This window comes from Rhizobium sp. BK060 (assembly GCF_014193145.1).
In the GTDB taxonomy this organism is placed as follows: domain Bacteria; phylum Pseudomonadota; class Alphaproteobacteria; order Rhizobiales; family Rhizobiaceae; genus Rhizobium.
Window position 1 is genome coordinate 36,119 of the sequence record NZ_JACHYW010000028.1, and the last position, 24,744, is coordinate 60,862.

21 protein-coding genes and 2 pseudogenes are annotated in these 24,744 nt (G+C 60.0%); 14 read left to right on the forward strand and 9 right to left on the reverse strand.

All coding sequences use genetic code 11. The features are described from left to right. Window positions 1–9 precede the first annotated feature (9 nt). The 3 genes from FHT71_RS25060 to FHT71_RS25070 all read right to left on the reverse strand — a co-directional run bounded on the left by FHT71_RS25060 (window position 10) and on the right by FHT71_RS25070 (window position 3,282). Window positions 10–1,698 (reverse strand): SulP family inorganic anion transporter, encoded by a 1,689-nt coding sequence (locus FHT71_RS25060; protein WP_183722490.1) that lies wholly within the window; start codon window positions 1,696–1,698, stop codon window positions 10–12. A gap of 85 nt (window positions 1,699–1,783) precedes the next feature. Further along, window positions 1,784–2,941 carry an HlyD family secretion protein gene (locus FHT71_RS25065; protein WP_132591579.1) on the reverse strand — a complete coding sequence of 386 codons (1,158 nt, stop codon included), beginning with the start codon at window positions 2,939–2,941 and terminating at the stop codon, window positions 1,784–1,786. Further along, window positions 2,941–3,282, reverse strand: coding sequence for a DUF3302 domain-containing protein (locus FHT71_RS25070; protein ID WP_007794042.1), 342 nt, complete (start codon window positions 3,280–3,282; stop codon window positions 2,941–2,943). The genes FHT71_RS25065 and FHT71_RS25070 overlap by 1 nt, the downstream gene beginning before the upstream one ends. Before the next feature lie 436 nt (window positions 3,283–3,718). Between FHT71_RS25070 and FHT71_RS25075 the strand changes: the two genes are divergently transcribed. The 3 genes from FHT71_RS25075 to FHT71_RS25085 are packed head-to-tail and all read left to right on the forward strand — an operon-like array spanning window position 3,719 to window position 6,499. After that, the gene (locus tag FHT71_RS25075; protein ID WP_132591581.1) at window positions 3,719–4,033 is read left to right on the forward strand and encodes a hypothetical protein; all 315 of its coding nucleotides are present in this window, start codon (window positions 3,719–3,721) and stop codon (window positions 4,031–4,033) included. 41 nt (window positions 4,034–4,074) lie between these two features. After that, on the forward strand, window positions 4,075–5,529 hold the full coding sequence (locus tag FHT71_RS25080; RefSeq protein WP_132591641.1) for a DUF3300 domain-containing protein: 1,455 nt from the start codon (window positions 4,075–4,077) through the stop codon (window positions 5,527–5,529). 34 nt (window positions 5,530–5,563) lie between these two features. Continuing rightward, window positions 5,564–6,499: a DUF2950 family protein gene (locus tag FHT71_RS25085; protein ID WP_132591583.1), complete on the forward strand. Its 936-nt coding sequence runs from the start codon at window positions 5,564–5,566 to the stop codon at window positions 6,497–6,499. Between the two features lie 197 nt (window positions 6,500–6,696). On the opposite strand, the gene FHT71_RS25090 is transcribed toward FHT71_RS25085, so the two are convergent. Then, window positions 6,697–7,158 carry a hypothetical protein gene (locus FHT71_RS25090; protein ID WP_183722493.1) on the reverse strand — a complete coding sequence of 154 codons (462 nt, stop codon included), beginning with the start codon at window positions 7,156–7,158 and terminating at the stop codon, window positions 6,697–6,699. 102 nt (window positions 7,159–7,260) lie between these two features. Next, on the reverse strand, window positions 7,261–9,069 hold the full coding sequence (locus FHT71_RS25095) for a hypothetical protein (RefSeq protein WP_183722496.1): 1,809 nt from the start codon (window positions 9,067–9,069) through the stop codon (window positions 7,261–7,263). A gap of 414 nt (window positions 9,070–9,483) precedes the next feature. On the opposite strand from FHT71_RS25095, the gene FHT71_RS25100 reads away from it, so the two are divergent. From FHT71_RS25100 to FHT71_RS25120, 5 genes are all read left to right on the forward strand, one after another. Beyond that, on the forward strand, window positions 9,484–9,681 hold the full coding sequence (locus FHT71_RS25100) for a hypothetical protein (RefSeq protein WP_007794020.1): 198 nt from the start codon (window positions 9,484–9,486) through the stop codon (window positions 9,679–9,681). Between the two features lie 60 nt (window positions 9,682–9,741). After that, window positions 9,742–10,386: an alpha/beta family hydrolase gene (locus FHT71_RS25105; protein ID WP_183722499.1), complete on the forward strand. Its 645-nt coding sequence runs from the start codon at window positions 9,742–9,744 to the stop codon at window positions 10,384–10,386. Between the two features lie 112 nt (window positions 10,387–10,498). Then, window positions 10,499–11,461, forward strand: coding sequence for a glycine betaine ABC transporter substrate-binding protein (locus FHT71_RS25110; RefSeq protein WP_183722502.1), 963 nt, complete (start codon window positions 10,499–10,501; stop codon window positions 11,459–11,461). Beyond that, window positions 11,458–12,156, forward strand: coding sequence for a L,D-transpeptidase (locus FHT71_RS25115; RefSeq protein ID WP_132591589.1), 699 nt, complete (start codon window positions 11,458–11,460; stop codon window positions 12,154–12,156). Before FHT71_RS25110 ends, FHT71_RS25115 begins: the two co-directional genes overlap by 4 nt. A gap of 74 nt (window positions 12,157–12,230) precedes the next feature. Continuing rightward, complete coding sequence (locus FHT71_RS25120; protein ID WP_245505503.1) at window positions 12,231–12,542, forward strand: hypothetical protein; 312 nt, start codon at window positions 12,231–12,233, stop codon at window positions 12,540–12,542. Between the two features lie 52 nt (window positions 12,543–12,594). Here FHT71_RS25120 and FHT71_RS25125 read toward each other — a convergent pair whose 3' ends face one another. The 4 genes and pseudogenes from FHT71_RS25125 to FHT71_RS25140 form a co-directional block, all read right to left on the reverse strand. Then, entirely contained in the window at window positions 12,595–15,009 is a 2,415-nt protein-coding gene (locus FHT71_RS25125) for a glycoside hydrolase family 2 TIM barrel-domain containing protein (protein WP_348632827.1), read from the reverse strand. Continuing rightward, on the reverse strand, window positions 14,961–15,872 hold the full coding sequence (locus tag FHT71_RS25130) for an SMP-30/gluconolactonase/LRE family protein (protein WP_132591595.1): 912 nt from the start codon (window positions 15,870–15,872) through the stop codon (window positions 14,961–14,963). The genes FHT71_RS25125 and FHT71_RS25130 overlap by 49 nt, the downstream gene beginning before the upstream one ends. Window positions 15,873–15,972: 100 nt before the next feature. Next, window positions 15,973–16,794, reverse strand: coding sequence for an SDR family oxidoreductase (locus FHT71_RS25135; RefSeq protein WP_183722505.1), 822 nt, complete (start codon window positions 16,792–16,794; stop codon window positions 15,973–15,975). Between the two features lie 238 nt (window positions 16,795–17,032). Then, window positions 17,033–17,308, reverse strand: a pseudogene (locus tag FHT71_RS25140) (phytanoyl-CoA dioxygenase); the annotation flags it as partial. Between FHT71_RS25140 and FHT71_RS25145 the strand changes: the two are divergent. The 6 genes and pseudogenes from FHT71_RS25145 to FHT71_RS25170 form a co-directional block, all read left to right on the forward strand. Then, window positions 17,308–17,629, forward strand: a pseudogene (locus FHT71_RS25145) (LacI family transcriptional regulator); the annotation flags it as partial. The pseudogenes FHT71_RS25140 and FHT71_RS25145 sit on opposite strands and share 1 nt — an antisense overlap. A 62-nt stretch (window positions 17,630–17,691) precedes the next feature. Then, window positions 17,692–18,909 carry an adenylate/guanylate cyclase domain-containing protein gene (locus FHT71_RS25150; protein WP_183722508.1) on the forward strand — a complete coding sequence of 406 codons (1,218 nt, stop codon included), beginning with the start codon at window positions 17,692–17,694 and terminating at the stop codon, window positions 18,907–18,909. 125 nt (window positions 18,910–19,034) lie between these two features. Next, window positions 19,035–19,466, forward strand: coding sequence for an OsmC family protein (locus tag FHT71_RS25155; protein ID WP_007793984.1), 432 nt, complete (start codon window positions 19,035–19,037; stop codon window positions 19,464–19,466). A 294-nt stretch (window positions 19,467–19,760) separates the two neighbouring features. Beyond that, on the forward strand, window positions 19,761–20,369 hold the full coding sequence (locus FHT71_RS25160) for a TetR family transcriptional regulator (protein WP_132591643.1): 609 nt from the start codon (window positions 19,761–19,763) through the stop codon (window positions 20,367–20,369). 52 nt (window positions 20,370–20,421) lie between these two features. Next, window positions 20,422–21,558, forward strand: a complete 1,137-nt coding sequence (locus FHT71_RS25165; RefSeq protein WP_183722511.1) for an efflux RND transporter periplasmic adaptor subunit — start codon at window positions 20,422–20,424, stop codon at window positions 21,556–21,558. A 25-nt stretch (window positions 21,559–21,583) separates the two neighbouring features. Beyond that, on the forward strand, window positions 21,584–24,730 hold the full coding sequence (locus FHT71_RS25170; protein WP_132591603.1) for an efflux RND transporter permease subunit: 3,147 nt from the start codon (window positions 21,584–21,586) through the stop codon (window positions 24,728–24,730). Window positions 24,731–24,744: the final 14 nt, after the last annotated feature.

The following is a 24,744-nucleotide window of genomic DNA, read 5'->3' on the forward strand; positions in this document are numbered from 1 at the left end:
TGGGCGCATTCATTGCCCTGCGGAATTGCCTATGAGCGCGCGCAACGCCTCTTCCCGACCATTGAAAAGATTGTGCGTGCCGATCTTGTTGATGACCCCGGCACGCTCGAGGATGCCGCGGCTTTCCTCGCTGAGGTCGGCGATGGCAAAGACGATGTCCCGCTTTGCCAAGGCATCCGCCGCGGCGTCGAGTGCGACGGCGCCGGTGCTGTCCATGTGCGTGATGGCACTGGCGTCCAACACAAGACAGTTGGTTCCGGGGGCGAGTTCCTTAGCGATCGCTGTCAGCCGCATGCGGACATAGTCGGCGTTGTAGAACAGAATATTGCCCTGGACCGCGAAGACGGCAGCGCCTTCGACAGGGCGAGCTTCCGGGAAGCGGGCGAGGTCGAAGAAACCGTGCCGACCTTCGATATGGCCAAGCAGGCCATCGCGTGGAAACATCGTCTTGCGCAACAGGTACACGAACGTCGCGGCAACGGCGACGACTACGCCGTTCAGAACGCCGAAGCTGATTGCGCCCCACATGGCGATCAGCGCAAAGACGAACTCCATGCGGCTGATGTGCCAGATCTTCTTGAGTTCCTGAACGTCTATGAGACTGATGGCCGCGGTTGCGAGGATCGCGGCGAGCGCGGGGATCGGAAGGATCCGCAGGGCGCTATGAAGGAACACAAGAGCGGCAATCAGCGTGGCGGCCGAAACCAGCCCTGCGGCCTGGGAGACGCCACCGGTCGACAGGTTTATGGCCGTTCTGGAATCCGAGACGCTGATCGGAAAGGAGCCGAAGAGCCCGGGTGCGATGTTGGCGGCGCCGATACCGATCAATTCCTGGTTGGCATCGACCTCTTCACCGGTGCGGGAGCCGAAGCTGCGCGCGGCGACGATGCCGGCGCCGAAGCTGACGAGAAACACGGCGGCCGAGCCGAGTATGATCTTATCGAGCGGCATCCGATGGAGCGCCGGTAGGGATAGGCTCGGGAAACCACTCGGGATATCGCCGACAACAGCGATGCCGTGCCCCCGGAAATCGAAGAGCGCCGAGAGAATGACGGAGACAACGACGACGAGAACAGGACCCGGAACCTTGACGTTGAATGCCCTAACGATCCAGAGCAACGCGAACATGGCAAGGCCGAAGAGAAGCGACGGCCAATGGATCAAGGAGCCCTTGCCGAGAATTTCCAAGACTGGTGCGAGCAGCCCATCGGACTCGATCTTCACGCCTGTGAAGCGGCTGATCTGCCCGACGAGGATGGAAAGCGACACGCCGGCAAAGAAGCCCACCAGGATCGGACGCGACAGAAAGCTCGCGAGGACGCCAAGCCGCAGCAGTTTTGCCGCGATGCAGAATACGCCAACGCCAAGGGCGAGCGCCGAGGCGATGGCAACCCGGTCGATATTGGCAGCGGCAGGTTCGGCCGCGATGATAGCGGTCATCGCAGCCGCGAGCACCGTCATTGTTGCGGCATCGGGACCGACGATCAGGAGCCTTGAAGGACCGAAGATCGCGTAGGCGATCGGAGCAACGATGCTGGCGTAGATGCCTGTCTCTGGCGGGAGCCCAGCAATCGCGGGATAGGCGATGGCGCTCGGCAAACCCACCGCAGCGATCGACAGCCCGGCCGGGATATCGCTACGAAGCCAGTCTTTGTTGAAGCCGGCCAGACCCCGCAATATTGGTAGGCTGCCTATCACCTTGGGTTCCCTTGTTATTTCTTGTCTGATCTCCGAGTCTGCCCGGCCGCCGCACTCCAGCGGCCACCGGAAGGGTTGATGCATTCTAGTGTTCGAGGAAGACGTAGTTCATCCAGCTGCTCATGCGCAGCAGGACCTTGCGCAGGACTGCGACGTGGTGCCAGTGATGCGTGTAGACGGCTACCTCGGCCACCACACCACCGGGCAGCTGATACTCCGCGGTGCTTTCCAGCAACTCGATGCGCGCCAACGTTTGTCCCGGCGATGCCCGTTCCGGGGATTGCGGGTCGATCAGCGCGCCGCTCGGCTGCAGTTGGCCCTGCGCCATGACATCGATGACTTCCTGGACCCGCGCCTTGAAGATCTTGCCGGGCACGGCTTTGAAGGCTACCTCGGCTTCGTCGCCGGCCCGCACCCGCTGGAGCGAATTCTGAATGAAGGCTGCACCCAGCATCCGGTCCTCGCTGTTCATGAAGACCATCACGGGCCGCAAGGGAAGGGGGTTTGCCATCATGCCGGGGCGGAGAAAGACCTGCGTCACGTAGCCGTCGCTCGGCGCACGGACCGTCGTCTGCTCCAGGTCGTACTCGGCGCTTTGCAATTCGGCCTGCAGCCGTGCCACTGTTGGATTCGTGCCATTGATCTCGGACTCATAGGCGAGTTTTGCCTGCGTCGCCTGAGCGCGGGCCGTGTCGACGGTGGCCTCGGCTGTCAGATAGATCCCGCGGCGGTTCTCGACTTCGAGTTCCGAGTACACGGCTCCTCTACCGCTGGACTTTGAGTTCTCGTTCGATTGCTGAAACTTTTCGAAGGCCTGCAGGGAGCGATCCCTTGAAGCTTCCGCACCGGTTACGGCCGCGTTGGCGGCATCGAGAGCAGCCTTCAATTGCAGGACGGTTTGCACGGCTTCGGCAAGAGACGCTTTCTTCTGATCGACTGTATATTGATAGGGGCGGGGATCAATCCGGAAGAGAACATCGCCCTTTTTCAGCGGAGCGTTCGGCGTGACCGGCACCTCTACGACCTGTCCACTGACGACTGGGATGACGGGAGCCGATGTAAAGTAAATGCGCCCATCGCTGGTATAGGGATGGTTGTAGCTCATGAGCAGCAGAAGGCTGGAGATGAGAAAGATTCCGCCCAGGACGGCCGTTGCAAGTGTCCACTGGTTCACCGGAATGCGGAAGATCTTGAAGACCACCCAGCAGATTGCGGCGTAGGTGAGTATGAGGAGCAGATCCATCAGGCGTTCTCCTTCTCCGGCGACTGCGCCTCGAGTTCTGCTATTCGAGCGTGAAGGCGGGCGATTTCGGCATTGGCTTCAGCCTCGGCCGACAGCTTGCCATCGGGCCGAATGCCCCAGCCGCGATCCTCGCGATAGAGCGTGGCCCAGATGAAGAGGAAGGGCCAAATTGCGTGCAGCGTGAACAGGCTCACCCATCCGGCAACGTGGATGGCGTCCTGGTGCGGATGGTTTCTGGCCTTGGCGATCAGATGAGGAATGTCATGGATCGCGATCACTGCGTAGAACAGAGTGACCACGACGAAGATCAACACTCCCAGTGCAAAATAGTCGAGAAACACGGTCACTCCTTTTCGGCCGCTCGCCGAACCGTCCGGCCGTAGTCGAGAAGAAATAGTAGACCGGTGCGGTCTCGAACGCCCGTAGCATCACGTAATATCTATCGAGCGTCGCGCGGCTCGACAGGCAGTCCGGATTTTCGAGATTAAGGGTGGTCGTCCGCGACGGCGTGCGTTCCCTGCCTCGGGTGCCAACTGCCGGGGAAGTCATCGTCATCGCGATTGAGAGTAGTTTGACCAGCTTGCCGGCGGCAGCTAGGTCCTCCCGGATACGGCTGCCTTCGGCACGCGCAATGCGGAAAGGCAGGGCCACCGCGGACGTAGGTCTAGTCCCTTCCGGGCCGTCACGCGTAAGTTCGCGTATGTTACGTCTCCATCCTAAGTAGCTGTAATACAATACTTCAATCTGCTTGACGCGAGTATAACAGCGGGGGGCGGCATGACGTTGGGAGAAAGCAATTCGACACACTTGTCCGCCCTGGAGATTGCTGAGGCGCAGTTTCCGGCCCAGGCCGCGAGGGTACGGCAGCTTTTCCAAATGAACGAAACGTTCCGCAGCATGTGCGAAGATCTCGCTGCCGCCGCCGAGACTTTGGCGCATGTGGAGCGTCTTCCGGACAATATCAGAGAAACGCGGCGGCAGGAGTATGCGAGCCTCGTCGATGCGCTCGTCGCTGAAATCGGCGAGGCGCTGTCCCAATCGAAAGTCGTCATGCTCAGGCGGTCGGGCGAGGCAAAGCCCAAGCCGCGGTGAGTATTCATCCGTACCATTTTTTGCAAGGAGGTCGGCGCATGATGGAAGCAGGATCCCTCAGGTTGCTGGCGGGGCTCTCTGCCTTGGCAATCATTTCCATGCATCCGGGACCACCCGCATATTCACAGACCGCGACCCCCACACCGAAGCCTGTGTCGGTAGAGACGACGGAGCCGACTGGGCCGGAAACGGATCTTCTTTCTGAGGATGAACTCGAAGTCCTTGTCGCCCGCATCGCACTCTATCCGGATGAACTGGTGGCCGCGATCTCGGCAGCGTCCTTGTTTCCCCTGCAAATCGTCGAGGCAGCGCGCTTTCTGGAGGCCAAGAAAAAAGATGCCAATCTCAAGCCGAAGGATGACTGGGATGGAAGCGTCATATCGCTTCTGAATTATCCTGACATCGTCAAGATGATGAGTGAGGATCTCGATTGGACGCAGTCGCTGGGTGACGCGTTGACCAACCAGCAAAAGGACGTGCTGATCGCCATCCAGCAGCTTCGGGACGAAGCTGTGGCGAAGAACATCATCAAGACGGACGACAAGGTCACTGTTGTCACGGAAAATGAGAACGTCGTCATTCGACCGACCGATCCGGAGAAGGTGTATATTCCGCAGTACCCTCCTGAGATGCTGTACGAACCGGGCTATGCGGTCGAGCCGATCTCCTACTATCCCGACTATTACGACAACTACTATTATCCAGGGGCCGGGTTCTTCGCGGCGGCGGTGACCGGCGTCGCGTGGGCGGCCATCGTCAACTGGGACGATTGGGGCGTTTGGGGCGGCAACTGGGACGGCGACCTCGATATCGATTGCAACAACTGCTTCAACGACCGGAACTTTAACGGCAAGGTCAAGTGGAACGACATCGACTGGACCAAGGTGGACCGGAGCAAGCTGAGCATCGGAAAGGATCAGCTTGCCAATATCGACCGCTCGGCGATCAAGTCCAGCCTGCAGTCCGACAATCGCAACCAACTCAAGAACAAGGTCAGCGATCGGCAGGCAAACCGTGGACAGGGAACCAGAAACGTCAGCGCCCGCGCCGACGACATCCGCAAGGGCACGATGGAGGGCTTGAAGGCAAATCCGAGATCGAGGGCAGGAGATGCTGCCGCTAACCGGCCGGGTGCATCGCGTCCGGACGCTCGCCCGGGCAACGTGGCCAATCGCGCGGATGCCCGTCCAGGGAATGCAGCCAACCGACCGGGCAGTGCTGCCGACCGTCCATCAAAGCCGGCAGCCAAGAAGAAGCCAAGTGCACCGAAGATGGCGGCGCGTGCCGATAACCGTCCGCGCCAGCCCAGCGCCCTCGGCAATGTGCAGTCGGGGCGACGTGAGGCGGTGGCTTCCAAGCGAGGCGGACAGAGTATGGGAGGCGGGCAACGCGGTGGCCCACGTCCCTCCGTCCAACGCTCGCGCCCAATGCCGCAGGGAGGCGGTGGCCGCGGTGGTGGTCGGGGTGGCGGCGGTCGTGGTGGCGGTCGGCGATAGGGTGTCCAGCTATTCAGATTTCCGGAGATAAACCATGAGACCACAGTTGAAATTGATCCCGCTGTTGCTCGGAACGGCTCTCTCCCTGGCGTGGGCAGCCCCATCGATGTCGCAGACCCAGACGGATCTTCAGGAATTCCAGGCTGGTACGCCGCCGTCATTTGATGACCCTTCGGCGGCGCTCGAACGGCTCAAGACCGTGCTGAGCGCCAATGATGTTGATGGCTTGGCAAGCCTACTCGGTCTGAACGCTGTCAAGCTGCGGTCCAGCAGCGAGGCGATGATAAGCTACGGATTGATCCGCGAGGGTGCCGGGCGGCAATTGCAATTGCAGGACCTCGACGATCGCAAGGTGATCCTGGTGGGAGATGTCCTGTGGCCGCTGCCTTTCCCCCTGTCCAAAAGCAAGGACGGAAAATGGGCATTCGACACGGAAGTCGGGCTGCAGGAGATCGTCAACCGCAGGGTCGGTCAAAACGAGCTTGCAACGATCCAGACCATGCATGACTACGTGAATGCCCAGTATCAGTATGCTCAAATCGACGAGGACGAGGATGGTGTCTACGAGTTCGCTCAGCGGCTGATCAGCAGTCCCGGCAAGCGGGATGGCTTGTATTGGGAGCCCGGTTTGTTCGATGAGGAGAGCCCGGCCGGGCATCTGATAGAGACTGCGGCTTTCGGCAGGGCCAAGCGCGGTGAAGGGTATTACGGATATCGCTACCGCATCCTGACCGCCCAGGGGTCCAACGTCATTGGCGGCAAGCAGAGCTACAGCGTCAATGGCAATATGACGGGCGGATTTGCCTTGATCGCGTGGCCGGTGACGTATCGCGTGACGGGGGTTCAGACGTTCATCATCAACGGCGCGAATATCGTTTATCAGCGAGATCTGGGACCCGAAACACAGCAGCGGGTGACAACAATCAAGGAATTTAATCCGGACGATAACTGGACGATCGTGCGCGACTAGCGCTCAATAACCCGCACAGCAACCGACGTGCCGCGTGTCAACGCGCGGCCTTTATAAGCCTGGAGCATCGCTGTGCGCCGATGATTTTCCTGCCAGCTTAACGAGGGTAAGGGCTCTCGCCGTCCCTCGAACCGTTCATGACAAACCTCCCGGGCATGTCGGGTGTCCCCATCCGCTATCAGGTGCCTTTCCGACCCTTATTCGACGGGTGGCTCCCAGGTCAGGAAGAAGCCGACGTCGCCGGGAATACCGCCGGGGAAATTGATGATCATCGCTTTCAGGCCGTAGCCCTGGGGTTTGGCGAGCGTTTCGAAGAGATCGTAGAGTTCCTTCGCCTTGCCCTGCAGGGTATTCTGCCAACCGGGCAGGTTGTTGTTGATGGCTCGACCGCTGTCCGAGCAGAGGCTGGACGGGAAGCTGTAGACCATTGCCTCGTATTTTCCGTCTGCTGCGGCCTTCATCACGAGGCGCTTGATGACCGCGCGTTCTGCCTCGCCAATGTGCTTCTGAAAAAAATCCTCGATGAACTCAGAATGTTTCGTCGCCTCGCGGGCCTTTATCTTTTCGTCGCGTTCCATTTCCGCGAGCTGAAGTTCAAGTGCACGCTTGCGCAGATCTTCGGCGCTGGTCATCGACTGAGGTGTCTCGCTTGCAGTCATCGCCATGTTCTCCAAAGTTTTCCAAAGGATAGGGTGAGTACGGGCGTTAAGGCAGTAAAATACGCGTCGAATGGGGTAGCATACGGTATGCTACGTCGCGACCTATTGGCTGCCGATCATGCCATCGGCGGGAGGGATCGCGATGCCGGAGGCGCGCAGGCCGTCTAGGAAGCGCTCCTGGTCGACCGCGCGGCGGAGACGCAATGCTACTTCCTTGCTGATGTTCTCCATAAGCACCGGGGCGTTCGTCTGGAGCCAGTCCTGCTCGCTACGCGCTTCATCAAGCTTGCCTGATGAGCCGAGGATGGCTAGCAGAACGAGATGGTGCATGGGATTGTATTTCAAGTCGGCCATGCGGGCCCAAAGCTCAGCTGCTTGATTGTCTCCCCTCATATAGGCACATAGCGCCATACCGACCTCATAGTATCCTCTTGGGCCGGGATTTCTGCTGATGGCGCCGGAGATCAATTCGCAGCCTGTGTCCCACTTTCCGGACATCGCGAGATGGAAACCATATTCGCCCGCAACCTCCGTATCATTGGGGTTGATCGCATAGGCGGCAGCTCCCGCTCTCAGCGCAGCGTCCACGTCGTTGCTGAAGAAGCTGGCGAGCATCAGCGCCTGCAATGCACGTGCGTTCTGGGGGTCAAGATCCACCGCCCGTTTGGCTGCGTCTGCCGCGAGCGCCAGTGGTCGTGGCGAAGGCTGGGCTCTGAGCTGGTATTGGAACCTCACCTCATCGAGATAGATCAGCGATAGCAAAGCCCAATAGGTAGAATTGGTTGGAAGCCGTCTGATTGCTTCCTTCAGACAATCTCTTACCGCCGTATGCATCTGCGGATCGAGTTCGGCTCGATATGCGTAGTAAGACAGCGTACATGTATAAGCTTCCCAATCGCCGCTGTCCGGCTTGGCGATTTTGCTGACATAAGGCTGAAAGGCGATACCGTATGGTTGGGCAATGGTCGTGGCAATGCGCCGCGCAACGTCGGTCTCCACCTCAAGCAGGTTACGCTCGCCGAGGTCCGCATCATAGTCGTCCGCCCAGATGACGGCACCGTCCGCGTGGCGGATCAGCCGCGCGATCAGCCGCATTTTATCCGCTTCGAGCCGGACGCTTCCCTGCAGTGCAAACCATGGTCCTTCCGCCGCCTGAAGTTCCTGCTGTGTTCGGGGGGCGATCACGACGATCTCCTTGAACTTCGTGAGTTGCCCAACAATTTCGTCTGTCAGGCCTTGTGCGATGTCTACCGAGGCAGCCTTGCCAGGAACGTTCTGGAACGGCTCGACCATGATCCTGGGCTGACTGCCGTCGCTTGAAACAGCAGATGAGGACAGGGCCCGCGGAGAGGTAACGGAAAGCCGCGGCGCATCGAGGAAACCTATGATCCCAATAATTGCCGCAGACACCGCTATGCCATACCAGATCCAGCGTCGGTAGCGTGCAGGAGACGATCGCGTAGGGGCCGGCGCTGGTTTTGTCGGATCCCGTTCAAGAGGCGGGCTCGGGGTCGATACCGCTTGAACAGCAGCCCCGCAGGCGCCTTCGGCGTAGTCGAAGGATGGTACATATCCGCCTTTGGGTATCGTAACGACGATGCTGTCGGCGTGACCGGCGACCAGATAGTAGCGTTCGAGCGCCCTACGGATTCGGCCTGCCTCGATCCTGACGACCGGATCATTCTGAGCGTCGAAGGATGTGTCTCGCGCGAAGACCTCTTGTGCAATTGTGTATGCCTTCAGGTAGTCTGCACGACCCGAAAGGGTCTCCTCGACAATGAATTCGAGAAATCGCCGGCCCCGGTCGGGGGCGTGAAACTCGCCACTAGAAAGGATGCGCTCGATTTGATCACGTATTTCATTGATCGTGGGATTGGCAGCCCCATCCCTGCTTGCTCGGGAACTTTGCATTGCAGGCCCCCTCAGACTGTTCCGTTGCTCAGTCTTGTATGCGTATTCAATTATATATTAAATCTCCTAACTCAGGTGGTTGCAATATAAATCGTTGGTCTACTCTAGGAGGCCGGCTTTTTGATTTGCGGCACAAAGGTTTCCATGAGTAAATTTGCGCGGTGGGGCCACGGGTCACCGAGCAAGCGCAGCACTAGCGGCCGGTGCGTCACGGGGAGTGGCATCCGCTGACGGCGTAAAGATTCAACTGCCCAAGGACAACCACTGGCCGTTATGGGGTTTTTGTGCAGAGTTTCAGTCGATATCTGATGTATTGGTAATGAATCCCGTGGTTGGTGAGGCGGGAAATGTTGTTGGGCGTGGTTGGAACATTTAGCAAGGTCGCAGGTTGCTTCCCTAAATAGGAGCGAAGCGATGCTGATTCTTGAAGAAATTCTCCTCGTTTCTGCCGATCGGGTGGCGTGCTGTCGCGGTCAGCTCGAATTGGATCTCGGGCAAATGATCGATGAGCTCGAGCGTTCGGGATTCTCCCGCAAAGAAATATTGGTCGCCCTGAGCGAAATGATCAGCGAAGAATTCTCGGCCCTTCCAGACATGCCGAGGTTCCACTGATCGCATCTGCCCCGCCCGTACGATATGGTCGGAATTCGCTCATTGCGCTATGACATCGTAATGAGCGAGAAGTTCCTGATCACCGGCCCGGACAATCCATCAGCCACCATCATGCTTGCCCACGGTGCCGGCGCGCCGATGGACTCGAAATCCATGACAGCTGCCGCAGACGCGCTTGCGGCGGCCGGGTTCCGTGTTGCGCGTTTTGAGTTCGCTTACATGGCTGCACGCCGGACGTCCGATGCGCGAAAGCCACCACCGAAGGCCGAGACTCTAATCCCCGAATATAGGGAGGCGGTAAAGGCACTCGCGAGTTCGGGTCCGTTCATTATCGGTGGCAAATCCATGGGTGGACGAGTGGCAAGCATGGTGGCGGACGAGCTCCACGATCAGGGGACGATCCGTGGATTATTGTGCCTTGGCTACCCCTTCCATCCACCCGGCAAGCCGCAACAGTTGCGCACGGCGCATCTGGCGAACCTGCGCACGCCGACGCTTATCTGCCAGGGGACGCGCGACGAATTCGGCACGCGTGAAGAGGTGACGACCTATCCGCTTTCTTCCGCAATATCAGTCTTTTGGCTCGAGGATGGCGACCACGATCTTGCGCCGCGGAAGAAGATTTCCGGTTTCGCTGTCGCTGATCATCTCGCCACAATGGCTGCGCGCGCCAAGGCTTGGGCAGACGAAAACTGCCTCCCGTAGGCGCAGCCGGGAACGTCAACTCGACTTGACGGATGTGAAAGCTTTATGCATCTTCGCGTGCAAAGTGTGACGTGCATATCTACGATCCATATCGCATGTTTGGGGGACAGGCATGGCGAAGCGCGTAGCATATTCAGGGCTCTTTTCATCCGTCTTCGCCGCGACGCTTGCAATGAGCAGCGCTGCCTTTTCCGCCGACCTCGTAATCGCGATGCCGAACTGGCCTTCCGGACAGGCGACGGCAAATATCCTCAAGGTCGGCATCGCCAAGGAGTTCGGGCTCAATGCCGATGTGCAGGAGCTTGGAACGCTGCTTGCTTTCAACGGCCTGGAGAAAGGCACAGTCGACATCCATCCGGAGGTCTGGCAGCCCAACCTCGAGGATGTCATCAAGCGGTTCGTTACGGAAAAGGGCGTCGTCGTTCTCGCCAAGCATGGAGTGCCGGCTTGGCAGGGCATCTGCACGACGCCGGCTGCCGCGGAGAAGGGCCTGAAGACGATCGCGGATCTTAGCGATCCGGAAAAGACGAAGATTCTCGATACCGATGGTGACGGTAAAGGCGAGATGTGGCTCGGCGCGCCCACATGGTCTTCGACAGGGATCGAGCGGGTCCGGGCGAATACCTACGGCTATGCGAAAAACCTGACGCTGGTCGAGTCGGAAGAGGAAGTCGCGATGGCCGGGCTGGACATTGCCATTGCGACGAACCAGCCGCTGGTCTTTGCCTGCTACGCACCACATTTCATCTTCGACCTGCACAAGATCGTCCGCCTTGCCGAGCCTGCGCATGATGCCAGCAAGTGGAAGCTTGTCGGTCCCAACGATCCGCTTTGGATCACCAAGTCCTCGGCATCGACGGCCTGGGACGCGGCCAATTTCCGCATCGGATATGCAGCGGCTTTCGAGAAGAAGCACCCGGATATCGCCGCGTTCCTGGAAAAGGTCGATCTGTCGCCAGAGGAAGCGACGGCGATGAGCTATGCGCTCGAAGTCGAGCGTATACCGCCACTCGAATACGCGACAAAATGGGTCGCCGACAACGCAAAGCGCGTAGATGGGTGGGCTAGCAAATGACGGAAAGCAATAGACTTCCGGCGAAGGTGAGAGAGGTCGGACGTGCACGTAAGCTGACCTTGGCCTTGATCGCGGTCGCCGTGTGTGTTGGCCCGCTTGCTGCCTGGGCGCAGACCCAGATCTACGATTCGAAGACGCACACCTGGGTCGACTACGACAAGAAGAAGGCGCGCCAATACTACGCGCGCAACAATCAGCCGCCGGAAGCATTCCGGAGACAGCCCGTTCCCTTCCGAACGGCCGAGCCGCCGGGAACAATCATCATCGATGGCAACCAGCATTTCCTCTATCTCGTCCAGCCTGGCGGCCAGGCTATCCGCTACGGCATCGGCGTCGGACGCGAAGGCTTCGGATGGGCCGGGATCGTGCGCGTCGGCCGGACCGCGCAGTGGCCGACCTGGACGCCGCCGGCCGAGATGGTGGCGCGCGACCCGAACGCGGCAAAGTGGAAGGACGGAATGCCGGGCGGACCGGAAAATCCGCTGGGTGCCAGGGCGCTCTATCTCTACGAAGGCGACCAGGACACGATCTATCGTATCCACGGGACCGCAGAACCTTGGACCATCGGTCTCGACGTCTCTTCCGGCTGCATCCGCATGAACAATGACGACATCGTGGATCTCGAGTCGCGGATCAAGATCGGCGCCAAGGTGATCGTGCTGATGCAGGGTGCAGCGCTCTACAAGGGCGTCTGACAATGGGCCCGGCACAGCGCCGCAGATGGAGTAAATAACGCTAGTCGGGGGACAGGATTTTGGGGCAGAACATCGTGAGGGGAAATTCAATCGGCCGCGCAATAACGGCAATAACAAGCGCGGCGCTCCTTGGCGCCTGCACGCCGCCGACGCCGCCAGCGCCTGAAAGCATGGCACGCACCACGCTGCAGACTGCCCCGGCGGATCTGCAGCTGCTTTGCGCCAATTCGGCGGCTGGAGTTGCCGGTCCGAACGCCAAGGTATTGCCGACCGCTTCCCGCCAGTTGCCTGACGGCACCTTTGGCGTCGACCTCGATGCCGGCGGCAAGAAGTTCTCGTGCATCGTCGACAACAACGGCACGGTGCGATCGGTGCAACCGGCATAGTCCGGATACAGGGCACGCCCTGCCAGAAGGATTGGGCGTGGCTGCAATATGCTCAAACCGCCGTCAGTTCGACCTTGACGTCAGGGAAGCGGCTGCTGCTTACCTGCACGCCGATTGCGCCCGTCAGTCCGATCGCTTCCAACCAGAAACCGGCCGTGCCGCCCTGCAGCGGAACCGATACTGGACCGACAATCTTTGCGGGCCCGTCGACGTGCAGGGTCACACTGTCATTTATGAAGGGCAAGCGCTGGCCCTGTTGATCAAGCGCGCGAATGACGACGCGGGTCGCGTCGCGCTCGCGCGCCTTCAGCGTCGTGCTGTCGGCAACGACCTGCAGCGTCGTCGGCAGCGGATCTGCGACAAGCGTCAACTTGGCGACAGGCTCGCCGTCAATGTAGCCGGTGAATTCGCCGTCGATCCATTCAAGGCCCCAAGTGCCAAGCTCATCCGGCGTGAAATGACGGTGGTCGAGAACGACGGGCGAGTGCGGCAGGTGCGGGTAGTTCTCGCGGTCGGGACCGATCCGCTTGGTCACTGAGCCGTAGCGCAGCTCGACCTCGTCGCAGTTGGTCAGGACGATCAGTGGCAGCACACCGCCGATGTTGCGCTCGCCGCGGGCCCAGAACGTGACCGGCTTCATGACGATCTCTTCGGAGGGATCGCATTGGCTTGCATAGACATAGGCCGCAAACTTCGGCTCGCGGAACATGTCCATGACGCCGTGGTAGCAGATCCGGTCGCCGGAGCCGAAGTCCTTGTGGGTGTTGTAGTCGAACATGCACCAGCCGATCGCACCCGCGATGTCAGGATCGCCGTAGGCGGCGTTCAGCACCTCGAGATGCCGGCGGACATGCTCGGCCTGCCGGGCTTCCTGGTCGTAGATCTTGGTGGGATACATGTGGCCACCAAACTCGGTGATCATGTACGGCACCTTGTACGACAGGCCGGTGGATTCCTGCTGTGGGCGAAGCGCCGTGCGCGGGCGGTTGTTGCCGGGCAGTTCCTCGTTGCCGAGGATGAAGTCGTTCATCGTGTAGACGTCTTCGAGCAGCTCGCTGTCGGTTATGTAGCGGACGCCGCCGGTCTGGCGCGTCGGATCGAGTTCACGGGCAAGCCGGTTGGTCTCGACATAGAAGTCATGGCTGTCCTGCGACTCGTTGATGCGAACGCCCCAGATGATGATCGAGGGGTGGTTCCAGTCGCGTTCGATCATCCGCCGGACATTGCGGATCGATTCCTGCTGCCACTCCTCGTCGCCGATATGCTGCCAACCTGGAATTTCCTCGAAAACCAAAAGACCGATGCGATCGCACCGGTCGAGGAACCACTTCGATTGCGGATAATGCGACGTGCGGACGATATTGCACTTCAGCACCGACTTCATGATGTCGGCATCGCGCTCCTGGGCCGATCTCCCTGCGGCATAGCCGACATAGGGGAATGCCTGGTGACGATTGAGGCCGCGCAGCTTCAACGATCGGCCGTTGAGCATAAAGCCTTCGGGCGTGAATTCCGCGGTGCGGAAGCCGAAATGCGACGAGACGCGGTCGGAGCCATGGCTTGTCTTCAATTCGACGGTCAATTCGTAAAGCGCAGGATTGGCGATATCCCAGAGGGAAATTCCGGTGAGGCTACCGAAGGAGAGCGTCAGGTCTTCACCGGTCGTCTCCGCGGAAGCCGTGGCAAGCAGGCGTCCGTCGGCATCCTTCAGCGACGCGGATACCGAGCCCAGGAACGCAAGCTGCTGCGGATTGGCAAGATCGACGCGCACACTTGCCGACTTTTCCTCTGCCAGCACGTTGTGGGTTTCGATCTTCAGGTTGCCAACCGAGATCGGGTCTGTGACCTTCAGCCAGACGTCACGGTAGATGCCGGCATAGGTCAGGTAGTCGATGCGGCCGCCGAAGGGCGGAATCGCTGGATTTTCGCTACCGTCGATTTTTACGGTGATCAGATTGTCGCCCACGGCCAACCGGTCGGTGAGGCGTGCTTCGAACGGCGTGTAGCCATCCTTGTGAGCGATGACCTCTTCGCCGTTCAGGTAGACGACGGCATCGGCCATGGCTGCGTCGAAGACGAGCGAGACCTCGCGGCCCTCAAACTCCGGCATCCAGCGCAGGATCTTCTGATAGGTGAATGCCCGCTGATAGCTTTTCTCATCGAAGTAGTTGAACGGCAGTTCAACGGCCGTATGAGGCAGGCTGACGGTCGCCGTGCCATCGAAGTCCTCGAGCAGACGCCTGCCGAAACCCTCGTGAAAACTCCAGCTTTCGTTGAAAGAGACGACGGAACGCATCTCAAGCTCCCATGAAAAAGGCGTTGCGGATGGATTGGCGCCGGTTGCGGGCGCGTGAAAACTCGAACATCGGTGGTTCTTTCTGGATGCAATGCCCAGCCCCAGGCAGCGCTGAGGCGGGCCTATGGGTACTGGGCGCCGTTGGTCGTGGTGTAGATCGAATACAGGGATTGCGTGGCCGTGATGAAGAGCCGGTTCTTTTTCACGCCGCCAAAGGCGATGTTGGAGACCGTCTGCGGCACCTTGATCTTGCCAAGCAGCGTGCCGTCGGGCGCAAAGCAGTGAACGCCGTCGGCTGCGCTGGTCCAGAGATTGCCGCTGGCATCGAAACGGAAACCATCGGGCACGCCGCTGTCAATCGAGCAGAAATACCGGCTGTTCGTCAGCTTCCTGCCGTCGACGACGTCGAAAACGCGGATATGGCGCGGCACCTCATGATTGGAAGAGGCGGAATCGGCGATGTAGAGCTGTTTTTCGTCGGGCGAGAAGGCAAGCCCGTTCGGTTGGATGAAATCGGTAGCGACTGCCTCGATCTCGCCGGTCGGAGCGTCGATGCGGTAGACGTTACGGGTTTCCTGCTCCGGTTCCGCCTTGTGGCCTTCGTAGTCGGACATGATTCCGTAGCTCGGATCGGTGAACCAGATCGAGCCGTCCGATTTGACGACGACGTCGTTCGGAGAGTTCAGGCGCTTGCCCTTGTAGCTGTCGGCCAGCACCGTGATGCGGCCGTCAAATTCGGTGCGGGTGACGCGCCGGCCGCCGTGCTCGCAGGAAATCAACCGGCCCTGGCGGTCGCGGGTGTTGCCGTTGACGTAGTGCGAGGGAGAGCGGAAAACCGAAACACTGCCGTCGGGCACCCAGCGCATCATCCGCTCGTTGGGAATGTCGCTCCAGAGCAGGCAATTCAGGTCGGAGAACCAGACGGGACCTTCGGCCCAGCGGCAGCCGCTGTAGAGTTCCTCCAGCCGGGCGCTGCCGGCGATCAGGCCGCGGAAACGGTCGTCACGGATGTCATAGAGCGCATCTTCCGACACAGGTCAGCTCCTCCCAAAGCGATATGACGCTCTTCGTAAACGTAAACGGTGATGTGTTCCAGAGCCCGGCGCCGGCAAAAGCGTCGGGCTCTGCATTTTTTCAGAGGGCTGTGTCCGGATGCGGAGAGCCGTCATAGGCGCCCCAGATCGACTGGTCGAAGCAGATCATGGACCCGGTCATGAGGCCGGATTCCGCCGAGGAGAGATAGGCGCAGGCGCGTGCCACTTCCTCGGGATCCACGAGGCGGCCGAACGGCTGGCCGGCGGCCGCCTTTTCCAGCCAGTCAGCAGGTGCGCCGTGAAATTCCCGCTGAATGCGATCCTCGCCCTCGGATGCCATCCAGCCGATGTTGAGGCCGTTGACGCGGATGCGGTTGCGCAGCAGTGCGTAGGCCGTGTTCTTCGTCAACGTTTCCAGGGCACCCTTCGAGGCGCAATAGGCGGTAATGAAGGGCTGCCCTGCCTTGGCCGACATGGAGCCGATATTGACGATCGTGCCCTCGATCTTCTCACGACGCATCACCTTCACCGTTTCCTGCATCAGGAAGAACGGCGCGCGGACGTTGACGGCGAACATGGAGTCAAAGAGTTCCTGACTGGTATCCAGGATGGTTCCGCGGTCGGTGATGGCGGCCGCATTCACGAGAGTATCGACGCGGCCAAACGTCTGGTCGCAGACATGAACGACGTTTTTCGCATCCTCGACCTGCCCGAGATCGGCCTTGACATAAACGACCTTGGCCCCCGTAGCGGCAGCGATCTCTTCGGCCTTCGCCTTCCCTTTCTGCTCGTTGCGGCCGCAAATGACGAGGCCCTTGGCGCCGCGCTCGGCAAAGAGGCGGGCAATCGTTGCCCCAAGGCCCTGCGTACCGCCGGTTACGATAGCGATTTTGCCGTCGAGGCGGCTGTGGTCTGTGGTCATGCACTCCTCCAATGAAAGAACACAAGGGGCAAAACGCCTTGAACTGGCGGCTTTTCCTTGGGTTCGGTTTCGTTTTGATCGGCAATGACGCCGATCGGCTCAATCTTTTGCTTCCGCTGGACAGAGTGTTGCCGTTCTGCCGTTCTCGAGCCAATCTCCATCTGTGGACGTATATTGACCCCGCCCGATTGCAACCGGCGCCAAGGCGCCGGGAGCAAAATTCGTCAATGTGGATGCGTCAACTCAGTCGCCGCTCGCTCTGTTGCGCCAGGGCCGACGAGAACCTCGCATCGTCCCAAGTCTCCTGCAGCGCCTCGTGCATCAGTTGCGCCTGCGTCTTCGGGGCAAGGCCACCGATCAGCGGGTCGCGGTCGAGGTTGGTCGGAAACGAGTAGCCCTCGGCGCAGGCAGCAACCGCGTTGCCGATCTCGGCTTCGGACAGTTTCCCCTTCAGCGACTTCAATGCCGGGAACAGCTTGGCGCTCATGCGCTCGCGATTGACCGTCTCCATGGCAAGGGCACGGCACGAACGCGGCGACGGGAACGCTGGCGATGCAGGCGATTGAAGCGGATCCGGCAATCAACGCGGTCTACTCCATCGGCGGCGGAAACCGGGCGGTGCTCGCCGCCTTCGAGGCGGCGCAACGGCTGGTCCGCGTGTTCGTCGCGCATGATCTCCCGCAAGATCGGCTTGGTGCTTCATCATGATCTGCGCACGGACGCCCGATCGGCCTTTCGCGCCATTATGGCTCACCCGGTCAGAGGCGGAATTGCGCCTTCGGCATTGTCGTCGGTGGAAATTGTCACACCTTACAACATGCCTTCTGCGGGTTGAGGTTCGCCTTTCCCTTGTCGGCAAAATCGCGATACAGCTTTCGCACCAGCGAGGGAAACGGCATGGAATACAGCGATATAGGGACAGTTGCGGCATGGCTGACGGAGCAGGGGCTGAAGGGCGCCTCCGAGGCCGAATTGCTGACCGGGTTCTGCAACACCTGCCGCGAGCGCGGCCTGCCGCTCGATCGCGGCATGGCGCTGATGGACACGCTCCATCCCGTCCACGAGGGACGGGCATTCCGCTGGGATAGCCGGGAAGAGGTCGAAACCGAATTCGAGTATGGTCCCTCCAGTGAAGGTACTGCGCTGGAAAGTTGGCAGCGCTCCGCCTTCTACTATCTTTGGGCCGGAGAAGAGAACGAGGTTAGACGGCGTATCGGCTTCGGCGATCCGATTGACTTCGTCATGCTCGACACGATGCTCGAGCAGGGTCATACCGATTTCGTGGCGATGGTCCACCGCTTCGCCAAGGCGGGCACGATCGGCGAGATGGATTGCTTCTTCTCTCACTTTGCGACGCGCCATCCAGAGGGCTTTTCCGATCACGACCTCATCATCCTGCGAAAGTTGGTGCCGGTACTGGCACTTGCGATCAAGTGCATTGCACTGGCGCGTATCGCCAGGACGATTGCTGAAGTCTACCTTGGCGGCGATGCCGCCCGGCAGGTGCTCAAGGGCAAGATCACGCGTGGTAAGTCGGAGCGGATCTCGGCGGCCCTTTGGTTTTCGGATCTTCTGAATTACACCAAGATATCCGACAGTGCGCCGCCGGAAGAAATCCTGCCGATGCTGAATGCCTACAGCGATGTTGTCATTTCGGCGATCCACGAAGCCGGCGGCGACGTGTTGAAGCTGATCGGCGACGGGGTCCTGGCGATCTTCAAGGCAGACGAGCCCGCCGATGCCTGTTGCGCGACGCTTCGGGCCGAGAGATTGCTGCGGCAGAAGCTCAAGACACTGAACGACGAGCGTGCGCTTGAGGACCGCCCGACAACCGAGGTGTACATCGGCTTGCACATCGGCGATGTCTTCTATGGCAATATCGGCAGCCGTGAGCGGCTGGACTTCACCGTCATCGGGCCTGCCGTGAATGAGGTCAGTCGGATTGCATCGATGTGCCGCTCGGTTGATCTCAACGTGCTGATGTCATCGGAATTTGCGGCAACGATTCCGGAAGAGGAGCGCGGCGCGCTGGCCTGTATCGGTCGCTATGCACTTCGCGGCGTCAAGCGCGCGCAGGAACTCTATACGTTGGAAACGGCGCGAATGGGGACCTGATCGTCTTCAGGGTGCCCGCCTCGAAGAAATTTCACGGCGTTGTCGCCTTCTGCCGATAGAGGATTATATCGCGTTTAAGAGGCGATGCCTCTTTCAGCTTCCTCTAATCCAGATAGGAGAACGGCATGCAGATCAATCGTACAGGTTCAGCGCAGTGGTCCGGCGGACTGAAGGACGGCAAGGGACAGATCTCCACGCAGAGTGGCGCGCTCAAACACTATCCCTATGGTTTTTCGAGCCGCTTCGAAGGTATCCCAGGTACGAATCCGGAGGAGCTGATCGGGGCGGCACATGCCGGCTGCTTCACGATGGCCCTCTCGCTTATCCTGGAAGAGGCGGGCCTCAGGGCAACCGATATGGAAACGACGGCAAAGGTGACGCTTGAGAGCGTGGAGAGTGGTTTCGCCATCACGGCGATCCATCTTACGCTGACCGGCACGGTTCCGAACACCGATGAAAGGACATTCATCGAACTCGCCAACAAGGCCAAGGCTGGATGCCCGGTGTCGAAAGCGCTCTCGGCTGTTCCGATCTCGTTGGACGTCAAGCTCGCCTGAGCGATCAGGTAAGACCGAGTGCCGGGTATTGATGCCGGCACCTGTCGTCTGCCTGGTCCTTTAAGTTCCATTTTGTCGCGGCGCTATGCCCTGCAGCTTAGGCTTGCGGAGCGATGTCTTGCGCCTTGACGCTTCCCACATCATCCCGAATTCCGACCCAACTTACTGACCGCAGCAGTTAAGGCAGCGTCGGGACCGCGTGGCACAAGCGAGAAAATGTTGACAGATTACGATTGATATTTTACGACTGACGAAATTCGAAAATCGTCAGTAGTAAGCGAGGTGTCCGAATTGATCAGCGATGCTGCGGAAAACACGATCGAACTAGCCCGTCAGGAGAATGTGACGCGCATTCTCGACGCTGCCGAGCGGCTTTTCCGTCACTACGGATATTCAAAGACAACGGTTGCCGACATCGCCCGCGATCTCGGTATGTCGCCGGCCAACGTCTATCGCTTTTTTGCATCGAAGGTGGAGATCCATCAGGCGATCTGCGGCCGGATGATGAATGTTAGCTACCAGATGGCCTACGACGCCTGCCATTTGCCAATCAGCGCTTCCGATCGGCTGCGCCGCTTCGTCGAGGGCCAGTACCAGATGACGGTCGAGACCATGCTCGACCAGGAAAAAGTGCATGAGATGGTTATCGTTGCCATTGAGCGCGATTGGCACGTCATCGAAAAACACGTCGACAGCATTCATGAATTGATCGCCGATGTGATCCGCGAAGGGATCGCAGCCGGCGAGTTTGCCAAGCAGGATGCGGATGTCGCGTCCCGCTGTTTCGGGGCTGCAACCATCAGTCTCTGTCATCCTCAGATGGTGGCGCAGTGCCTTGCCAAGACCAACCGCGCCACCGTCGATGAACTGGTCGAATTCTCGATCAAGGCGCTGAAAAAATAACAGGCGGCCAAAGCCGCAGATCAACCGACAAGCTATTTCAGGAGTGCGAAAGATGATTTCGCTGAAGACAGTACAGTTGCCGTCCTTTGCCAGCCTCGCGCTTCTTGGCGCCGTTGGGCTCGCCGTATCCGGCTGCAGCGAGGAGAAGAAAGCAGAGACGAAGGAGATCATCCGGCCCGTCAAGGTGGTCGAGATCGCTGAGGCTGGCGATACGCGCTCGCTCGATTACTCCGGTGCGGTGAAGGCCCGCGTCGAGATGAACCTTGGCTTCCGCGTTGCCGGGAAGATCACCGACCGTCGCGTCAACATCGGCGATCGCGTCAAGCCGGATGACTTGCTCGCGGAAATCGATCCGACCGACTATGAGTTGGCGGTCAAGACCGCCGAGGCAAACCTTGCCGCTGCCGAAAAGGGTGTGGGAACCGCCGACCTTGCCAACAAGCGCGCCCAGCAGCTCTTCGACAAGAGCGTTACGGCAAAATCGCAGATGGAGCAGGCTGCCCTCAGCTACGATCAAGCCGTTTCGACACGGGATGCCGCGGCTTCGTCCCTCGATCAGGCAAAGAACCAGGTCGCCTACACCGAACTGAAGGCGGACCGGAACGGCATCGTGACGTCGATCAGCGCCGACACCGGCGCCGTTGTTGCTGCGGGGACGCCTGTCGTTACCGTCGCGCTCGATGGCGAGAAGGAAGTGCAGATCGCCGTTCCGGAAAACGATGTTGCGCAGTTCAAGCCGGGCAAGACGGTCAAGGCCAGCTTCTGGTCCGACAGTAAGCTGGTGCTCGACGGCAAGGTGCGTGAGGTTTCCGGCAGCGCCGATGCACAGTCGCGGACCTTCTCGGTTCGCGTCAGCCTTCCGACCGACGATCGCGTGCTGCTCGGCATGACGGCGACGATCGAGGCCGCCATTGGCAATGCCGAGACCAACGTTGCCATTCCGCTCAGTGCACTTGCCGAGAGGGACGGCAAGAAGATTGTATGGGTCGTCGACCGCAATGCGTCGACCGTCCATGCCCGCGAGGTCAAGGTTGCGGAGTTCACCGGCGGCGGCGTCCATGTCGCTGACGGCCTGAAAACTGGCGATCTCGTCGTCGCGGCCGGCACGCAGTTCATGACCGAGAACCTCAAGATCAAGCTGCCGGAACAGCAGTCGGCGCAAGCCGAAACCGGCGACATCATTCGCTAGGGTCCGGCCAGGAGAGGATATGATCATGGACAACTCGACCGCCGAGAAGCGTCCCTTCAACCTGTCGCGCTGGGCGATTGGCCACCCAAGCATCGCGCGCTTCCTATTCGGCTTGATCCTGATCACCGGTGTGCTCGGCTTGATGCGCATGGGCCAGAAGGAAGATCCGGATTTCACCTTCCGCGTTATGGTCGTACAGGCCATCTGGCCGGGCGCCTCCATCCAGGAAATGGAAGACCAGGTCGTCAACAAAATCGAGCGTAAGCTGCAGGAAACCCCCCACATTGATTGGGTCAAATCCTATACGCGGGCGGGCAGCGCCATCATTACTCTGCAGGTCAAAGGCGATACCAACAGTGAACAGGTGGCCGACGCGTTCTATCAGGTCCGCAAAAAGGTAGGCGACATCTCCAATGAGCTGCCGGACGGGCTGCTCGGTCCCTATTTCAACGACGAGTTCGGCGATACCTACATCACGCTGCACTCGATCAGCGGCGATGGTTACAGCTATCCCGAGTTGAAGAAATTCGCCATCCAGGCACGCGACATGTTGCTGACGACGCCTGGCGTCGAAAAGGCGGTCATCATCGGCGACCAGCCTGAGAAGATCTACATTGACGTTTCCTCGAAGGCACTGGCTGAACGCGGCCTCACCGTGCTCGACCTGCAAAACGCAATCAAGGGGCAGAACAGCGTCGATCCGGCCGGATCGGTCGATACCGGCACGCGTTCGGTGCGCATCTCCGTCGAAGGTGACGTGACAAAGGCCGAGGATATCCGCGAACTGCGCATAAAGGCCGGCAATCAGGTGACGCGTCTCGGGGATATCGCCACGGTCTATTCCGGCCTCGAAGATCCCTATCAGCGCAAATATCGCTTCAATGGTCACGAGAGCGTCCAGGTCGGTGTTGTCATGGCCAAGGGCTTCAAGGTGACCGATGTCGGCAAGGATGTCGAAGCCACCTATCAGCGCTTCGAGGAATCGCTGCCCTACGGCGTGGCCGTTGACCAGATTTCCAACCAGCCCGACGTTGTCACCGACGCGATCAGCGAGTTCATGCATGCGCTCGGTGAAGCACTGATAATCGTGCTCATCGTCTCCTTCCTATCCATCGGCTGGCGCTCGGGTCTCGTGATCGCGATCGCTATCCCACTCGTGCTGGCTGCGACCTTCGCCATCATGTACGAGCTCGGGATCGACCTGCAGCGCATCTCGCTCGGCGCTCTGATCATCGCGCTCGGCCTGCTCGTGGATGACGCGATGATCGTCGTCGAATTGATGGAGCGAAAACTCGAGGAGGGGCTTGTCAAGATCGAGGCGGCGAGCTTCGCCTATTCCTCGACCGCCTTCCCGATGCTGACCGGTACGCTGATCACCACCGCCGGGTTCATCCCGGTTGGCTTTGCGGCCTCGACCGCCGGTGAATATGTGCGCACGCTGTTCTATGTCGTTGGCATCGCGCTTGTCGTCTCGTGGTTCGTGGCGGTCTATTTCACGCCATGGCTCGGCTACATGATCCTGAAGCAGCGCCACCATGCGGGCCAGCATCACGATGCCTTCGATACGAACTTCTACCGACGCCTTCGGGCAACCGTCGGCTGGGCCGTGCGTCATCGCATCATCGTGGTGGCAATGACATTGGTCACCTTCGCGACCAGCCTCTGGGCGTTCCAGTTCATTCCACAGAACTTCTTCCCGCAGTCGTCGCGCCCGGAAATCCTCGTCGACCTCTGGCTGCCCGAAGGCACCAGCATCAAGGACGTCGAGGCGCAGACGAAGGCGCTCGAAGCCAAGATCATGGACGATACGGACAAGAAATTCGTCGCCACCTATATCGGCGAAGGCGCCCCGCGCTTCTTCCTGCCGCTCGACCAGCAGCTTCGCAATCCGAACTTCGCGCAGCTTCTTGTCATGGCAAACGACGAGCCGGCGCGTGAACGGCTGATCGTGAAGCTGCGGACGATCCTTGCGGAAGACTTCCCTGATATCCGCGGCAAGGTGGATCGTCTGTTCCTCGGCCCCCCGACGGGCTGGCCGGTGCAGATGCGCATCATGGGGCCGGATCGCCAGGAAGTCCGCAAGATCGCCGACGAGGTGAAGGCAAAGTTCCAGGCCAATCCGCTGCTCGGCGCGATCCATGACGACTGGCTGGAGCCGGTGCCGGCGATGAAGCTGGTGATCGATCAGGACCGTGCCCGTGCGCTTGGCGTCACCTCGCAACGCGTTCGTCAGATGCTGCAGACAGCCGTATCCGGCGCGCCGCTTGACGATTTCCGCGATGGCGAGGAGACGGTATCGATCGTTGCCCGCGAGCCGGAGGACAACCGCTCGCTGCTGTCGGCGGTCAATTCGGTCTACGTGCCGACGGATTTCGGCGGCTTTGTTCCGGTTTCGCAGGTTGCCAAGGTGGTGCCGGTTCTGGAGCAGGGGATCGAATGGCGGCGCGACCGTCTGCCGACGATCACGGTCCGCGCAACGCTACCGGATGGCGTGCAGTCCAATGACGTGGTCATGAAGATGTATGCCGACATGCAGTCGCTGCGCGACAGCCTGCCGGCCGGCTACAAAGTCGAGATCCAAGGTGGCGCGGAAGATTCCGCGGAAAGCCAGGCCTCGATTGCAGCCAAGGCGCCGATCATGCTCGTCGTTATCGTCATCCTGCTGATGGCGCAGCTGCAGCATTTCGGCAAGGCCATGCTCGTGCTGGCAACCGGTCCGCTCGGGATCATCGGCGCGGCCGCTGCCCTGCTGATATCGGGTGCACCGTTCGGCTTCGTCGCTATCCTCGGCGTCATCGCACTGCTCGGCATTATCATCCGCAACTCGATCATCCTCGTCGACCAGATCGATCAGGACATCAAGGCGGGGATGCATCGGCAGGAAGCGATCGTCGGTGCCGCGGTCCGACGTTTCCGCCCGATCATGCTGACGGCGCTGACGGCTGTCCTGGCGCTGATCCCGATCTCGCGTGGCGTCTTCTGGGGTCCGTTGGCTTACGCCATGATGGGCGGCATTCTGGTCGCGACGGTACTGACGATCCTGGTGCTGCCGGCTGCGTACGCGCTGTTCTTCGGCAAGGAGCCGAAGGCGGCCAGCGCCGAAAGCGATCGGTCGAACGCCAATGACGACGCGGTGGATGATCGCCATCCCCCGGCTGTCGCTGCCGAGTGAAGTCAAAAGGCGCG

Coding starts and splice junctions, on each gene's coding strand:
- FHT71_RS25065 (WP_132591579.1), bottom strand. CDS start 2,941: ATGGATCTGCTCCTCATACTCACCTACGCCGCAATCTGCTGGGTGGTC.
- FHT71_RS25075 (WP_132591581.1), top strand. CDS start 3,719: ATGACGTTGGGAGAAAGCAATTCGACACACTTGTCCGCCCTGGAGATT.
- FHT71_RS25080 (WP_132591641.1), top strand. CDS start 4,075: ATGGAAGCAGGATCCCTCAGGTTGCTGGCGGGGCTCTCTGCCTTGGCA.
- FHT71_RS25085 (WP_132591583.1), top strand. CDS start 5,564: ATGAGACCACAGTTGAAATTGATCCCGCTGTTGCTCGGAACGGCTCTC.
- FHT71_RS25090 (WP_183722493.1), bottom strand. CDS start 7,158: ATGACTGCAAGCGAGACACCTCAGTCGATGACCAGCGCCGAAGATCTG.
- FHT71_RS25095 (WP_183722496.1), bottom strand. CDS start 9,069: ATGCAAAGTTCCCGAGCAAGCAGGGATGGGGCTGCCAATCCCACGATC.
- FHT71_RS25100 (WP_007794020.1), top strand. CDS start 9,484: ATGCTGATTCTTGAAGAAATTCTCCTCGTTTCTGCCGATCGGGTGGCG.
- FHT71_RS25105 (WP_183722499.1), top strand. CDS start 9,742: ATGAGCGAGAAGTTCCTGATCACCGGCCCGGACAATCCATCAGCCACC.
- FHT71_RS25110 (WP_183722502.1), top strand. CDS start 10,499: ATGGCGAAGCGCGTAGCATATTCAGGGCTCTTTTCATCCGTCTTCGCC.
- FHT71_RS25115 (WP_132591589.1), top strand. CDS start 11,458: ATGACGGAAAGCAATAGACTTCCGGCGAAGGTGAGAGAGGTCGGACGT.
- FHT71_RS25135 (WP_183722505.1), bottom strand. CDS start 16,794: ATGACCACAGACCACAGCCGCCTCGACGGCAAAATCGCTATCGTAACC.
- FHT71_RS25150 (WP_183722508.1), top strand. CDS start 17,692: ATGGAATACAGCGATATAGGGACAGTTGCGGCATGGCTGACGGAGCAG.
- FHT71_RS25155 (WP_007793984.1), top strand. CDS start 19,035: ATGCAGATCAATCGTACAGGTTCAGCGCAGTGGTCCGGCGGACTGAAG.
- FHT71_RS25165 (WP_183722511.1), top strand. CDS start 20,422: ATGATTTCGCTGAAGACAGTACAGTTGCCGTCCTTTGCCAGCCTCGCG.
- FHT71_RS25170 (WP_132591603.1), top strand. CDS start 21,584: ATGGACAACTCGACCGCCGAGAAGCGTCCCTTCAACCTGTCGCGCTGG.